This is a genomic window from Halomonas sp. A40-4 (genome assembly GCF_015767635.1).
Taxonomy (GTDB): domain Bacteria; phylum Pseudomonadota; class Gammaproteobacteria; order Pseudomonadales; family Halomonadaceae; genus Vreelandella; species Vreelandella janggokensis.
The window spans coordinates 605,130-618,345 of the sequence record NZ_CP065230.1 but is presented as its reverse complement, the minus strand read 5'-3'; the positions used below and the strand labels follow the sequence as shown (position 1 = coordinate 618,345).

13 protein-coding genes are annotated in these 13,216 nt (G+C 61.4%); 7 read left to right on the top strand and 6 right to left on the bottom strand.

Annotated features, from left to right (window positions below):
- Window positions 1–95: 95 nt before the first annotated feature.
- From aroE to IT895_RS02955, 5 genes are read right to left on the bottom strand one after another with little or no spacing between them, the layout of a single operon-like run.
- Window positions 96–917: a shikimate dehydrogenase gene (gene aroE, locus IT895_RS02975; RefSeq protein ID WP_199284640.1), complete on the bottom strand. Its 822-nt coding sequence runs from the start codon at window positions 915–917 to the stop codon at window positions 96–98.
- Complete coding sequence (gene hemF, locus IT895_RS02970; protein ID WP_199284639.1) at window positions 914–1,855, bottom strand: oxygen-dependent coproporphyrinogen oxidase; 942 nt, start codon at window positions 1,853–1,855, stop codon at window positions 914–916. Before hemF ends, aroE begins: the two co-directional genes overlap by 4 nt.
- A 19-nt stretch (window positions 1,856–1,874) precedes the next feature.
- Entirely contained in the window at window positions 1,875–2,432 is a 558-nt protein-coding gene (locus IT895_RS02965) for an L-threonylcarbamoyladenylate synthase (protein WP_199284638.1), read from the bottom strand.
- A gap of 39 nt (window positions 2,433–2,471) precedes the next feature.
- The gene (dprA, locus tag IT895_RS02960) at window positions 2,472–3,587 is read right to left on the bottom strand and encodes a DNA-processing protein DprA (RefSeq protein WP_199284637.1); all 1,116 of its coding nucleotides are present in this window, start codon (window positions 3,585–3,587) and stop codon (window positions 2,472–2,474) included.
- A gap of 42 nt (window positions 3,588–3,629) precedes the next feature.
- A complete protein-coding gene (locus IT895_RS02955; protein ID WP_199285394.1) occupies window positions 3,630–4,679 on the bottom strand; it encodes a LysM peptidoglycan-binding domain-containing protein in 1,050 nt (349 codons plus the stop codon).
- 200 nt (window positions 4,680–4,879) lie between these two features.
- Between IT895_RS02955 and def the strand changes: the two genes are divergently transcribed.
- From def to IT895_RS02920, 7 genes are all read left to right on the top strand, one after another.
- Window positions 4,880–5,392 (top strand): peptide deformylase, encoded by a 513-nt coding sequence (def, locus tag IT895_RS02950; RefSeq protein ID WP_085918417.1) that lies wholly within the window; start codon window positions 4,880–4,882, stop codon window positions 5,390–5,392.
- A 60-nt stretch (window positions 5,393–5,452) separates the two neighbouring features.
- Complete coding sequence (gene fmt, locus IT895_RS02945; protein WP_199284636.1) at window positions 5,453–6,436, top strand: methionyl-tRNA formyltransferase; 984 nt, start codon at window positions 5,453–5,455, stop codon at window positions 6,434–6,436.
- Window positions 6,433–7,767 carry a 16S rRNA (cytosine(967)-C(5))-methyltransferase RsmB gene (gene rsmB, locus IT895_RS02940; RefSeq protein ID WP_199284635.1) on the top strand — a complete coding sequence of 445 codons (1,335 nt, stop codon included), beginning with the start codon at window positions 6,433–6,435 and terminating at the stop codon, window positions 7,765–7,767. The genes fmt and rsmB overlap by 4 nt, the downstream gene beginning before the upstream one ends.
- A 51-nt stretch (window positions 7,768–7,818) precedes the next feature.
- Window positions 7,819–8,025 (top strand): dodecin, encoded by a 207-nt coding sequence (locus tag IT895_RS02935; RefSeq protein WP_085918414.1) that lies wholly within the window; start codon window positions 7,819–7,821, stop codon window positions 8,023–8,025.
- Window positions 8,026–8,150: 125 nt separating this feature from the next.
- A complete protein-coding gene (trkA, locus tag IT895_RS02930) occupies window positions 8,151–9,524 on the top strand; it encodes a Trk system potassium transporter TrkA (protein ID WP_085918413.1) in 1,374 nt (457 codons plus the stop codon).
- Window positions 9,525–9,573: 49 nt separating this feature from the next.
- The gene (locus tag IT895_RS02925; RefSeq protein WP_199284634.1) at window positions 9,574–11,022 is read left to right on the top strand and encodes a TrkH family potassium uptake protein; all 1,449 of its coding nucleotides are present in this window, start codon (window positions 9,574–9,576) and stop codon (window positions 11,020–11,022) included.
- 43 nt (window positions 11,023–11,065) lie between these two features.
- Window positions 11,066–12,310 carry a TraB/GumN family protein gene (locus IT895_RS02920; protein WP_199284633.1) on the top strand — a complete coding sequence of 415 codons (1,245 nt, stop codon included), beginning with the start codon at window positions 11,066–11,068 and terminating at the stop codon, window positions 12,308–12,310.
- Between the two features lie 57 nt (window positions 12,311–12,367).
- Here the strand turns inward: IT895_RS02920 and IT895_RS02915 are convergent, their stop codons facing one another.
- Window positions 12,368–13,138: a tRNA-uridine aminocarboxypropyltransferase gene (locus IT895_RS02915; RefSeq protein ID WP_199284632.1), complete on the bottom strand. Its 771-nt coding sequence runs from the start codon at window positions 13,136–13,138 to the stop codon at window positions 12,368–12,370.
- Window positions 13,139–13,216: the final 78 nt, after the last annotated feature.

Sequence of the window (13,216 nt, the reverse complement as noted above, 5' to 3'; positions counted from 1 at the left end):
CCGCTGCCTCTCGGCAGCGGCGGTTCATCAGGGTTACGGCCCTCGGGTGACCCCGAAAAGTCGCTCCTTAGCTATATCCAGCTAGCACAGTTCAGCTATTCGTAGTTCAGTGACTGACGCAGCCGCGCCCGAACCGGCGCTGTATCAGGGCGCTGATTGCGCCAGAGGTAAAACGCTTCTGCCGCCTGCTCGACCAGCATGCCCAGTCCGTCCAGGAGTTTCGCCCCTCGGGGCCCGGCCCACTTTAAAAACACCGTCGGCTCGACACCGTACATCATGTCATAGGCCCAGGCGCCATTGGCAAACAGCTCGTCGGGTAGCGGCGGCAAGTCGCCCGAAAGGCTGGCGCTGGTACCATTGATGACCACGTCAAATTTGCCTTCCAGAGCGTCGAAACCACCGCCCTTGATCGGCCCCAAGTCGGCAAAATCATCGGCCAGTTGCCGAGCTTTTTCTGCCGTGCGATTGACCACGACCATTTCATTGGGCTGCTCACCGAGCAGGGGCTCCAGAATACCGCGCACGGCGCCGCCTGCGCCGACTATCAAGACACGCTTTCCCGCTAGCGCCACACGGTGATAAGCCAGATCACGAACCAGGCCAACGCCATCGGTGGTATCCCCGTAGGTGCGGCCATTACCGCCCAGAATCAGCGTATTCACTGCCCCTGCCCGACGGGCACGATGGCTCAGCGTATCGCAGAGCGCGAAAGCATCCGCCTTGAACGGCACGGTCACATTGGCACCTCGTCCACCCTCGGCGCAAAACGCCTGCCACGCCGCCGCCAGCTCGCCTATCGGCGGCTCCATGGCGGTATAGTCGATGTCCTCCCCTGTTTGATCGGCAAAGTCGGCGTGAATCATGGGAGATTTGGAGTGGCCAATGGGATTGCCAAAGACGGCGTAACGATCGGTCATAGAACCTCCTCGCCACGCGTTGCGGTGGCTTCGTCGAGCCAGTCGCGGGGCACAAGATACTCATTGAGCTTCGCCTCGGGGCTATCGTTCTCCGGGGTGAACGCATATTCCCAGCGGGCCAAGGGTGGCATCGACATCAGAATGGACTCAGTGCGCCCCCCGCTTTGCAGGCCAAACAGCGTCCCTCTATCCCATACCAGGTTGAACTCGACATAGCGTCCGCGGCGATAAAGCTGGAATTGACGCTGCTGCTCGTTCCAGGCATCGCCACGACGACGTTCGACAATCGGCAGGTAGGCGTCCAGAAAGCTGTCGCCGACGGCACGTTGAAAAGCAAAGCAGTCTTCAAAGCTGCCGTCGTTGAGATCATCAAAGAACAAGCCACCCACGCCTCGGGTTTCCCCTCGGTGCTTGAGATAGAAGTACTCATCGCACCAGGCCTTGTAGCGCGCGTAAACGTCGTCCCCAAACGGTGCGCAGGCCGCGCTAGCTACCTTGTGCCAGTGCACTACATCGTCAAACACCGGGTAGAACGGCGTTAAGTCATAGCCGCCACCAAACCACCAGACCGGCGGCTCGCCCGCTTTTTCGGCGATAAAGAATCGTACGTTGCCGTGGCTGGTGGGCACATGGGGATTTTCCGGATGCAGCACCCAGGAAACCCCGACCGCGTGAAAACTGCGCCCGGCAAGTTCCGGTCGTGCGGCTGTGGCCGAGGGCGGCAACTGGGTACCGAAAACATGCGAGAAATTGACGCCACCTTTTTCAAACACGCCGCCATTTTCGATTACCCGCGAGCGGCCACCGCCGCCTTCTTCACGGTCCCATTCATCCTGCTTGAAGTTTGCCTGTCCGTCGGCGCTTGCCAGCCCCTCGCAAAGACGTTCCTGCAGATCCAGCAGGTAGTTCTTGACGGTATCCAGATGTTCGTGCGCCACGTCGTCTCCTGATGATCGATTAACTGCGTATCACGCTGCCACTGACGAGATCCCGGATCTTGCTGGGCCGTTCGTTACCGCCTAGCTCGCCGTCGATGATCGCCGCCAACTGGTCGCCAAACACCGCCCTGACGTCATCTGCATTGGTCGCCGGGGGATCGCCGGCCACGTTGGCAGAGGTCGATACCAGCGGGCCACCAAAGGCGTCGCAAAGCGCCTGCATCAGCAGGTGGTCAGTGACCCGCAGCGCCACTTTACTGTGCGCACCGCGGACCAGACCGTGACTGCGTCCGTTATCCGGCACCAGCCAGGTGTTCGGCCCCGGCCAACTGGCAATCAATGGTGCATGCAGGGCCAGCGGCAACTGTGTGAGCCACGGCTGAAACTGGCCAATCGATGCCGCCACCAGAATCACGCCCTTGGCTGGATCGCGGGCCTTCAAGCGCATTAACTGAGCCAGCGCTTCGTCGTTGTCAGGGTCACAGCTTAATCCCCACACCGCTTCCGTTGGGCAGGCAATAACGCCACCGTTGCGCAATGCGCGAACGGCTTTATCCAGTTCAGCCGCTGTCGTCATGAAGTCTCCACCCGTTATGGTAAAGGAAACATTATCTTATCATGGCCGGGGTAAACGCACCCAACCACCCGCCCGGGATGCGACCCAGCCCTCGATTTCCAGCATCAGCAGACGTTGCTGGCAGTCACTCACCGAGCTGCCGCTTTGTTGAACCAGCGCGTCGATGGGCGTGGGGGAGGCGCTCAGCAAGCCGAGCAGCGCATCGGGCAGCGGTTCGACTGCGGTGTCAGTTGCCGACCGGTGGGCAGCGATACCTACCCCTGGGGCGGGCAGAAACTCGCTCGCCCAATGCTGCAGCTCGCTGACGATATCCTCGGGGTCGCAGGCCATTGCCGCCCCCTGGCGCAACAACTGCAGGCAGCCACGTGCCTGCTGATTGTGCAACGAACTGGGCAGGGCAAACACATCGCGGCCCTGCTCCATGGCCAGGCGGGCGCTGACCAGCGAGCCGCTTTTCTCGGCCGCTTCGACCACCAGCGTACCCAGCGATAAACCTGTCACGATACGGTTACGGCGCGGAAAAAAAGCCGGGTGGGCCCTGGTGCTCGGCGGATGTTCAGCCAGCACCAGTCCTCCCGGCGAATCGCTGAGCTGTTGATACAGCGCGCGATGGCGGGCGGGATAAATCACATCAATCCCGCAGCCCAATACCGCTACGCTGCTACCGCCCGCGTCCAGGGCAGCTTGCTGGGCCACCCCGTCAATCCCTAAGGCCATTCCGCTGACGATACTCCAACCTCGCTCGGCCAATTCCCGAGCGAAAGTTTGCGCATTATACGTGCCTTCCGATGTCGGCCGACGCGTGCCCACCATGGCAAGTGTCGGTCGCTCAAGGGCGCCCAGGTCGCCCTGCGCCCAGAGGACGGCTGGCGGATCAGGTATTTGATTGAGTAGCCTTGGCCATGCGGGGTGGTCGCGGTGCAAAAGCGTGCGCCCTGGCGCACTGGACTGCCAGGTCAGACTCGTCTCGACCTCACGTTGCAGGGGGCTTTTTGTGGGGTGCTCACACCACAATCGAAGCGCACTGGCTGCCTTGCTGGGCAAACCCGCCAGCCACCCTTGTGGCCATTGCGGTTGTTGGGCCACCAGCTCAGCGATTCGTTGGGCCCCCACCCCCGGCAGTGCATTGACCACTAACCATTCCCTGGTATCCATTACCTCTCCTCATTCCACCTATCGACGATTGACCCAACTGATCTAGCGCGGCGGCGTCCTTACAAGATCACCAACCTCCAGCACTCGGGAGGCCTCCATCACCAGCGCATAGCTCACGTGATCATAGGGGTTGAAGACGATCAAGGTGCCGGCGGCCTCGTCAGGTAACCTAAGCGGCTCCTGGCTACGTGGATCATTGACGACCTCACCCTGCTCGGCAATCTGGAAGACATGCCCGGCCTGGACGCCATCCAGCGTGCCTAAGTCGATCGTCACCACCTGCAGACGGCCGATAAAGCGCACCCCGCCCGGTACGCCGATCAATGTCCCGGATAACGCATTGCGCGGTGCACGGGGCACCATGTCGTCATTCAGTGGCGAGGTTTCCAGCGGCAAGACAAGGTCGTTGTTGCGTATTTCCTGTGCGGCGCTCAGCACTCTCAACTGGGCGACATCCGCATCGGCGCGCAGGTAGCGGGCCTCGCCGATCTTGATCAGTTCGGTACCCAGGACCGTGCCATCGTTAGCCGTATAGGTGTCGGCGGGCCGATAAATACCCACGTCCGCTTGCCTTGGCACCTGCCCGCGCACATACAGCGAATCCCCCGCCCCGCTGATCAAGCGTCCCTGGTGACCGGCCACGACATAAGCCATGGCGTCGGCGGCGGGGTCCCCCTCCTTGATACGATGATCACCCAGGAACGGCCGGATAATACTCGCGTCGATGGGGGGTATTGCTTCCCGGCGAGGCACGGTGCGCATCTTGGGCGAGAGTGTCACTACCCGCTGCTCCCGTGAAAAGGACAGGCAGGGATCGCCCTGGCAATCGCTTAAGGTGAGTACATCGCCGGGGTAAATAAGGTGTGGATTGCGAATGGCAGGATTGGTCTGCCAAAGCTCAGGCCACTGCCAGGGCGCATGCAAGAACCGGCCCGCAATGTCCCAGAGGGTGTCGCCCTCTGCCACCGTGTAGCGCTCGGGTGCCGAGTCGCGAACGCGCTCCCAGGCGCCCGCATCCAGTGACATCAATATCGTCAGTGCGCCGATGAACCAAGCGCCCGCGCCATATCGCCTGCGTTGTCCAGCCCCCATCCTGCCCCCTGTTTTTTTACCTGCGATTACGCGGGTGATTCGCGCTGCACCACCGGGCAGGCATGCCCGGAACATTGACAGCATGATATAGTGGTCGATCATAAAGTACTCAGGTCATAAATAAAGCACTTGGGCATGCGACCCCATTGACGCACTGCTCAAGCGATTACTCAGTTCAGCACAACGGTGGTAGCAACGCCATGGCCAAACTCGCCATTCTCGAATTCCCTGACGAGCGCCTGCGCACCAAGGCCAAAGCAGTTCAAAGCGTCGATGATGAAGTGCGCAAGCTCGTCGATGACATGCTGGAAACCATGTACGACGCCAAGGGGATCGGCCTTGCCGCAACCCAGGTGGACGTTCACCGCCGCGTGGTGGTCATGGATGTCAGCGACGACAACTCCCAGCCGCTGGTTCTTATCAATCCCAGCTATACCCCCATCGGCGACGAAAAAGAGCCGCTGTCGGAAGGCTGTCTGTCGATTCCGGAGCACTACGCTGAAGTGCCGCGTTACCTGAACGTGGAGTTGAAAGCGCTGGATCGCAACGGCGAGCCCTACACGCTTGAAGCCGACGGCCTACTGGCGCACTGTATTCAGCATGAGTACGACCACCTGGAGGGTGTGTTGTTTGTCGACTATCTGTCGCCCCTCAAGCGTGACCGGATTCGCAAGAAAATGGAAAAGCGCCACAAGCAGATGCAGGACGCCTGACCGCGTCTTGTTGTCCAAGATTACTGTCACGTTTACTTTTGCCGCCAGGTCCCTGTGTCCATGTCATCATTGCGCGTTGTTTTTGCGGGTACCCCGGAATTCGCTGCCTCAAGCCTGGCCGCCCTGCTGGAAAGCCAGCATCAGGTGGTCGCCGCCTATACCCAGCCCGACCGTCCCGCCGGGCGCGGACGCAAGCTCACCCCAAGCCCTGTCAAACGCCTGGCACTTGAGCATGAACTGCCGGTCCACCAGCCTGAAAGCCTGAAAGGAGCCGATGCCCAGGCGACCCTGGCAGCGCTGAACGCCGACGTGATGGTCGTGGTGGCTTACGGGTTGCTGTTACCCCAGGCCGTGCTGGATATGCCTCGACTGGGCTGCCTTAACGTTCACGCCTCGCTGCTACCCCGCTGGCGCGGCGCGGCGCCGATCCAGCGCGCCATTGAAGCCGGTGACAGCGTTTCCGGCGTGACCATCATGCAAATGGATGCCGGCCTGGATACCGGCGACATGCTGCTTGAGGTGCGTACGCCGATCACCGACCAGACCACTGGCGGCGACCTGCACGACCGGCTGGCCCTTCAAGGAGCCAATGCGCTGGTTCAGGTGCTGGACGAGCTGGACACAGGGCGAATTACAGCGTCGCCCCAACCAGAAGACGGCGTCACCTACGCCGCCAAGCTCACCAAGGCCGAGGCCGAGCTGGATTTCAGCCAGTCTGCCGAACAGCTGGTACGCACCATTCACGCCTTCAACCCCTGGCCGGTTGCCTGGTGCGCCCTGGGCGACGACCGCTTGCGCCTGCTGAAGGCAAGTGCCGAGCCCGGTGAACAGTCGCCAACCCCCCCCGGCATGTTGCTCGAACACGACGAGGATCACTTGCGAATCGCCTGTGGCGCCGAAGGTCGCCAGGTGCTTTGCGTCAGCCGCGCCCAACTTCCCGGGGGTAAGGCGCTGCCAGCCCGCGAGTTGCTCCACGCCCGCCAGACACGCCTTATCCCGGGCACGCGCCTGGGGCCCAGCCCGCAAGAAGGAGCACCGTCATGAATCAGCCTCGCGCACCCAAAGAAGGCAGCGGCCTGGAAGTACGCGCCGCCGCCGCCAAGGGGCTCGTACCGGTGCTCACCGACAAGGGATCCCTCGCGGGGCTGGATGAACATAGCGTGATCGCCCGGGATCGCAGCCTACTCAAAGAGCTTTGCTACGGCACCTGTCGGCGTTTGCCGCGCCTGGAAGCATTGGCCGGTCAACTGCTTAAGCAGCCGTTCAAAAAGCGCGACAGCGATGTTCAGGCCTTACTACTGATCGGCATCTACCAGCTGCTGTATATGCGCATTCCGGCCCATGCCGCCGTGGGTGAAACCGCTGGCGCCGCGCGGTTGCTCGGCAAGGACTGGGCAACCCGGGTACTCAACGGCTGTCTGCGTCGCTTGCAGCGTGAAGCCGCCGACCTAGAGGCGACGGTCGACCGCGATGCCCACGTCGCCCTCGAGCATCCCGCCTGGCTGTTGAAAACACTGCGTCAGGCATGGCCGGAGCAGTGGCAGGCCATCGCCGAGGCCAATAACCAGCCCGGCCCCATGACGCTGCGCGTGAACCAGCGCCATCAGGATCGCGAAACCTACCTGTCGCTGCTCACTGAAACCGGCCTGGGCGGCCAGCTCTGCGTTCACGCGCCGGATGGCATCACCCTTGAGCAGCCCTGCGATGTTGCCACGCTGCCCGGTTTCGAGCGTGGCTTGGTCAGCGTCCAGGATGAGGCCGCCCAACTGAGCGCGGCGCTGCTCGGCCCGGCGCTTGCGCCACGCCCGGGCGCACAGGTGCTGGACGCCTGCTGCGCGCCCGGCGGCAAGACCGCCCATCTGCTGGAGCAGTTCGATATCGCGCTCACCGCCATCGATAGCGACAACCAGCGCCTGGGGCGGGTTGACGACAGCCTGAGCCGGCTGGGCCTGACCGCCGACCTGCAGCACGCCGATGCCACCCAGCGCGACTGGTGGAACGGCACGCCGTATGACGCCATCCTCCTGGACGCGCCCTGCTCCGGCACCGGGGTCATTCGCCGCCACCCGGATATCAAGAAGCTGCGACGCCCCGACGACATTGGCAAGCTCGCCACTCTGCAGCGCCAGCTGCTGGATAATCTTTGGGCGATGTTGCGCCCCGGCGGCACACTACTGTACGCGACCTGCTCGGTGCTGCCAGAGGAAAATGCCGATCAAATCGAGGCATTTCTTGCCCGGACACCCGATGCTGTCGTCACCACGCCGGACGATGTCGCCTGGGGCATGCCCAGCGGCCAGGGGCGCCAATTGTTCCCCGAAGTGAGCAGTCACGACGGCTTTTTTTATGCCAGACTAGAGAAGCAGGCTGCCTAACGCATTTTCCGTAATGACAGGCAGTGAATTCATGACACGGATGGAGATACCATGAGTCATCACACCTATAAGCACATTGAGCTAACCGGTTCTTCCGAAAAAGGAATTGAAGACGCCGTGCAGAGCGCGCTCGCCAAGGCGTCTGAAACCGTCAAGCATATGCGCTGGCTGGAAGTGACCGACACCCGCGGCCACATCGAAGATGGCCGGGTCGCACACTGGCAGGTCACGATCAAGGTTGGCTTTACCCTGGAATAATCCCCACCTGCTTTTCGGCGGCGGCTGGTTTACACTGGCCGCCGTCTTTATTGCAGCGCACGATAGGCCGCCTCGCGCAATTAACGAGGCATCGCTGGCGCTCTAAACGGAAACGATGCTCAGCAATGAAAATCATCATTCTCGGCGCCGGCCAGGTCGGCGGCACCCTCGCGGAGCACCTTGCCCGTGAGGAAAACGACATCACCGTCATCGATACCGATGCCAAAAAGCTGCGCGAGCTGCATACCAAGCTCGATATTCGCACGGTGACCGGCGCGGGTTCCTACCCCATTGTACTGCGTCAGGCAGGCTGTGAAGACGCCGACATGCTGATTGCCGTGACCAGCAGCGATGAGATCAACATGATCGCCTGCCAGGTGGCGCATACCCTGTTCCGTACCCCGACAAAAATCGCCCGGGTGCGCGCGACGGCCTACCTGACCCGCAAAGGGCTGTTCGCCCACGAAGCGATTCCCATCGACGTGCTGATCAGCCCCGAGCAGGTGGTCACCGACCACGTGCGCCGCCTTATCGAGCACCCCGGCGCGCTGCAGGTGTTGGAATTCGCGGGTGGGCTTGTACAACTGGTGGCCGTCAAGGCGTTCTACGGCGGCCCGCTGGTGGGACAGGACCTGGCTTTTCTACGCCGCCATATGCCCAACGTGGATACCCGGGTGGCAGCGATCTACCGCCGCAATCGACCGATCATTCCCCGTGGCGATACCGTCATTGAAGCCGACGACGAGGTCTTCTTCCTCGCCGCCCGGCGCGATATCCGCGCGGTAATGAGCGAGCTGCGCCGCGTCGAACGGGATTTCCGCCGCGTGGTGATCGCCGGGGGCGGCAATATCGGCGAGCGCCTGGCGGAGCATCTGGAGCACAGCCACCAGGTCAAGATTATCGAACACAGCCTGGAGCGCTGCACCACGCTCTCCGAGCGGCTCGACCGTACCGTGGTGCTCCACGGCAGCGCCACCAGCAAGCGGCTGCTGGAAGAAGAGAACATCGAAGACTGCGATATTTTCTGCGCGCTGACCAACGACGATGAAGTCAATATCATGTCGTCGCTGCTGGCCAAGCGGATGGGCGCCAAAAAGGTGCTGACGCTGATCAATAACGCCGCCTATGTCGATCTGGTTCAGGGCGGCGAGATCGATATTGCCATTTCCCCTCAACAGGCAACGATCGGCAGCCTGCTGACCCACGTGCGCCGGGGCGATATCGTCAACGTCCACTCGCTGCGCCGGGGCGCCGCCGAGGCCATCGAGGCCATCGCCCATGGCGACAAGCAGTCATCAAGGGTGGTCGGGCGCACCATTCGCGAGATCGACCTGCCCGAGGGCACCACCATCGGCGCGATCGTGCGTGGTAAAGAGGTGATGATCGCCCACGACCACATCGTGGTGGAAAGTGGAGACCACGTCATCCTGTTCGTCATCGACAAGCGGCGCATTCGCGACGTGGAGCGCTTGTTCCAAGTAGGGCTGACGTTCTTCTGATGCTTAAATTCGGCGCGCAACTTATTGACCAGGGGAGCCTAGAACAGCCATGAGCCTGAGGGTTATTCTACGAATCCTGGGGCTGCTGTTGATGCTCTTCAGCCTCACCATGCTCCCCCCCATGCTGATTTCCGTGTGGTTTCGCGACGGCGTTTGGGACGCCTTTATGATGGCCATGGCCATTACCGTGGCGACGGGGCTGTGTTTCTACTTACCCAACCGTCGCGCACAAAAAGAGCTGCGCGTGCGCGACGGCTTCATTATCGCCGCCATGTTCTGGACCGTGCTGGCCCTGTTCGGCTCGCTGCCCTTGATGCTGTTTGGCGATGAGGCGCTCGGTTTGACCGATGCAGTCTTCGAGTCTTTTTCGGGGCTGACCACCACGGGCGCGACGGTCATAACGGGAATCGACTTTCTGCCCGAATCGATTCTCTACTACCGCCAGCAGCTCCAATGGCTGGGCGGCATGGGGATCGTGGTTTTGGCCGTGGCGATTCTGCCCACACTTGGCGTTGGCGGCATGGCGCTTTACCGCACGGAAATACCCGGCCCTTTGAAAGATTCCAAGCTGACCCCGCGCATCACCGAAACTGCCAAGGCGCTGTGGTATATCTACGCCACGTTGACGGTGGCTTGCATGCTGGCCTATATGGCGGCTGGCATGAACTGGTTCGATGCGCTGGGGCACAGTTTTTCGACGGTAGCCATTGGCGGCTTTTCCACCCACGACGCCAGTATCGGCTATTTTGACAGCGCCGCGATCGAAATGATCAGCGTGGGCTTTATGCTGATTTCGGCGTTCAGCTTCAGCCTGCACTTTATCGCCTGGCGCGAAAAACGCCTGACACACTACTTCCAGGATCCGGAAGCCCGGTTTCTGATGCTGTTTCTTGCCGGGCTGACCACCATTACCGTAACCACCCTATGGCTGAGTAACACCTACAGCGATATCGACGTGCTACGCCATGCGCTGTTTGAGGTCGTCTCCGTTGCCACCACCGCCGGGTTTGCCGTGGCTGATTTCTCGGGCTGGCCGGGCGCCCTGCCTTTCCTGCTGTTTGTGGCGGCTTTTGTGGGGGGCTGCTCCGGCTCCACCGCAGGCGGGATGAAGGTCATCCGCATCATTCTGATCATGAAGCAGGGCATGCGCGAGGTCATGCGCTTGATCCATCCCAACGCCGTCATTGCCGTTAAAGTCGGTAAAGTCAGCGTGCCCGACAGTATCGCCCAGGCGGTGTGGGGCTTTTTCTCGGTCTATGTGCTGCTGTTTTTCTTGATGCTGGTAGGCGTCATGGCCACAGGGGTGGATCAGGTCACCGCCTGGTCAACCGTGGGCTCTGCCTTGAACAATCTGGGACCGGCACTTGGCGAAGCCAGCAGCCACTATGGCGATATGCCCGGTATCGCGAAATGGATTCTGGTGTTTGCCATGCTGCTGGGCCGTTTGGAAATTTTCACCGTGCTGGTACTGTTTACGCCTGCCTTCTGGCGGCGCTAACCCACCACCGCTGCCTGCTTATTTATTGAATCGAGACGTTGTCATGACCCAGGAAGACGTTACATCAACAGTGCCCGACAGCGACGCACTGCCCGCGACCAGCGGCCCGATAAACGTGATTACGGTGGGCGATACCCGCTACACGCTGCTAGGCACCGCGCACGTCTCGGAAGAGAGCGCCAACGACGTGCGCCAGTTGATTGACACCGGCCGCTTTGACGCCGTTGCCATTGAGCTGTGCGATGCCCGACACCACAGCATGGCGAACCCTGATGCCATGGGAGAGCAGGACCTCTTCCAGGTATTCAAGCAAGGCAAGGCCGGCATGGTCGCCGCCAGCCTCGCTCTGGGGGCGTTTCAACAACGTATTGCCGACCAATCGGGCATTCAGCCCGGGGCTGAAATGAGAGCCGCCGTCGAGGCCTGCAAGGGCAAACAGCTACCGTTGCTGCTGGTCGACCGTGACGTCGGTATCACGCTCAGGCGCATTTACCGCAATGTGCCCTGGTGGCAGCGCTTCTCGCTGTTTACCGGCTTGATCGGCAGCGTGCTCTCCCGGGAAGACGTCTCGAAGGAAGATATCGAGAAGCTCAAGGAAGGCGATATGCTCGAAGCCACGTTCAGCGAATTTGCCGCCCAGTCGGAAGCGCTTTATAACCCGCTGATCCGCGAGCGCGACCGCTATATGGCGCTGCGCCTTGCCGAAGAAACGCCTTCAGGGGGTTACCGAAACGTGCTGGTGGTGCTGGGCGCCGGTCATTTGAAGGGCACCGTCGAGCATCTTGAAGCGCCGCTGCCCGCCAACCCTGGCGAAGAAATCGCCACCCTGGAGGCCACCCCGCCGCCGTCTAAAATTTGGAAACTGGTTCCCTGGCTGATTACCGCTCTGGTATTGGTCGGTTTTGCCATTGGCTTCTCGCGCAACACCGACCTGGGCTGGCAGCTTGTCACCGAATGGTTTTTGATCAACGGGGTTTTATCTGCCGGCGCCACCATCGCCGCTCTAGCCCACCCGGTCACCGTGATCGCCACCTTCTTTGCCGCACCGCTGACGTCGCTAAACCCGACGATTGGCGCCGGGTTTGTGGCCGCCGGGGTCGAGCTTTACATGCGCAAGCCCAAGGTGCGCGACTTTGCCACCCTGCGCAACGATGTGGTGAACCTGAAAGGCTGGTGGAAAAACCGTGTGTCGCGCACGCTGCTGGTATTTATTCTCGCCACGCTCGGTTCAGCGGTGGGTACCTGGGTAGCCGGTTTCAGAATCGCCGGTACGCTGTTTGGCGGCTAGCAGCCTGTCGGGCTTGACCGATCGTCGCGAGAAGCATGGATTCGCAGTAGATCAGTGTTAAGTCCGACAGGCTGCTAAGCGCTGCATCGCCGCCGTCGGCGGGTCGATCTTGTGATACGACCGGCTCGCCGCATAGCTATCGTTGAACACCTCAAAGTAATCATCCAGCACCTCCGCAGCGGAGGTGTCTCCACCCTGCCGCAGCAGCTCGATAGCCACTTCGGCGGTGCAAAGATGCGCTTTGGAGGCAGGCTTGCGCAGACGGTAGCGGGTCTCCCGCTCGGTGCGCAGCGGCAGCACTGGCAACGCATCAAGGTAGGGGCTTTTTCGGAAAATTCGCCGTGCCTGGCGCCAGGTGCCGTCCAGCAGTATATACACCGGAATCTTGCCGCTTTGCCTTGCGTCACTCACCGCCGCCAACGACACCACGCGGTCAGCATAGTCGGGCTGATCATCGGGAAATATTACAAAGGGCGCGTAGCGCGGGTCGTCCAGCAGCGCCATCAACTGCTCATCGGGCGCCGTGCGATACCAGGTAAACACCTTGGTTTGCGACAGCACGTCGCCGATCAGGCGACCCGTGTTGGTTGGCTTATAGTGCTCCAGAGGATGGGTCAGCAACCACACCTGGGCATGGCTTTCGGCCTTGACCTGATAGGAGCAGAGGCAATTGAGCTCAGGCAGGTTACAGCCCTCACAGCGTCTGACAAAGCTGCCCCGCGCCTTGAATTCCCGCCGGGGCGGACGCGGATGCCCCGTCGCCGGATCTCTCTCGACGTTTGGGCTGACGGCATCGGCGTTGTGCGTACCGGACTCAGAGACTGACATCTGCGCTCCCACGATTGGCAAGGGGCGCCGAGTATAAAGCAGGTCCCCACGCAAAACGAACCCCTCTCAGCTGGATCC

Excerpts from the sequence above, each read along its gene's own strand:
- aroE (WP_199284640.1), bottom strand. The coding sequence starts at position 917 with ATGACCGATCGTTACGCCGTCTTTGGCAATCCCATTGGCCACTCCAAA.
- IT895_RS02965 (WP_199284638.1), bottom strand. The coding sequence starts at position 2,432 with ATGACGACAGCGGCTGAACTGGATAAAGCCGTTCGCGCATTGCGCAAC.
- dprA (WP_199284637.1), bottom strand. The coding sequence starts at position 3,587 with ATGGATACCAGGGAATGGTTAGTGGTCAATGCACTGCCGGGGGTGGGG.
- IT895_RS02955 (WP_199285394.1), bottom strand. The coding sequence starts at position 4,679 with ATGGGGGCTGGACAACGCAGGCGATATGGCGCGGGCGCTTGGTTCATC.
- def (WP_085918417.1), top strand. The coding sequence starts at position 4,880 with ATGGCCAAACTCGCCATTCTCGAATTCCCTGACGAGCGCCTGCGCACC.
- fmt (WP_199284636.1), top strand. The coding sequence starts at position 5,453 with ATGTCATCATTGCGCGTTGTTTTTGCGGGTACCCCGGAATTCGCTGCC.
- rsmB (WP_199284635.1), top strand. The coding sequence starts at position 6,433 with ATGAATCAGCCTCGCGCACCCAAAGAAGGCAGCGGCCTGGAAGTACGC.
- IT895_RS02935 (WP_085918414.1), top strand. The coding sequence starts at position 7,819 with ATGAGTCATCACACCTATAAGCACATTGAGCTAACCGGTTCTTCCGAA.
- trkA (WP_085918413.1), top strand. The coding sequence starts at position 8,151 with ATGAAAATCATCATTCTCGGCGCCGGCCAGGTCGGCGGCACCCTCGCG.
- IT895_RS02925 (WP_199284634.1), top strand. The coding sequence starts at position 9,574 with ATGAGCCTGAGGGTTATTCTACGAATCCTGGGGCTGCTGTTGATGCTC.
- IT895_RS02920 (WP_199284633.1), top strand. The coding sequence starts at position 11,066 with ATGACCCAGGAAGACGTTACATCAACAGTGCCCGACAGCGACGCACTG.
- IT895_RS02915 (WP_199284632.1), bottom strand. The coding sequence starts at position 13,138 with ATGTCAGTCTCTGAGTCCGGTACGCACAACGCCGATGCCGTCAGCCCA.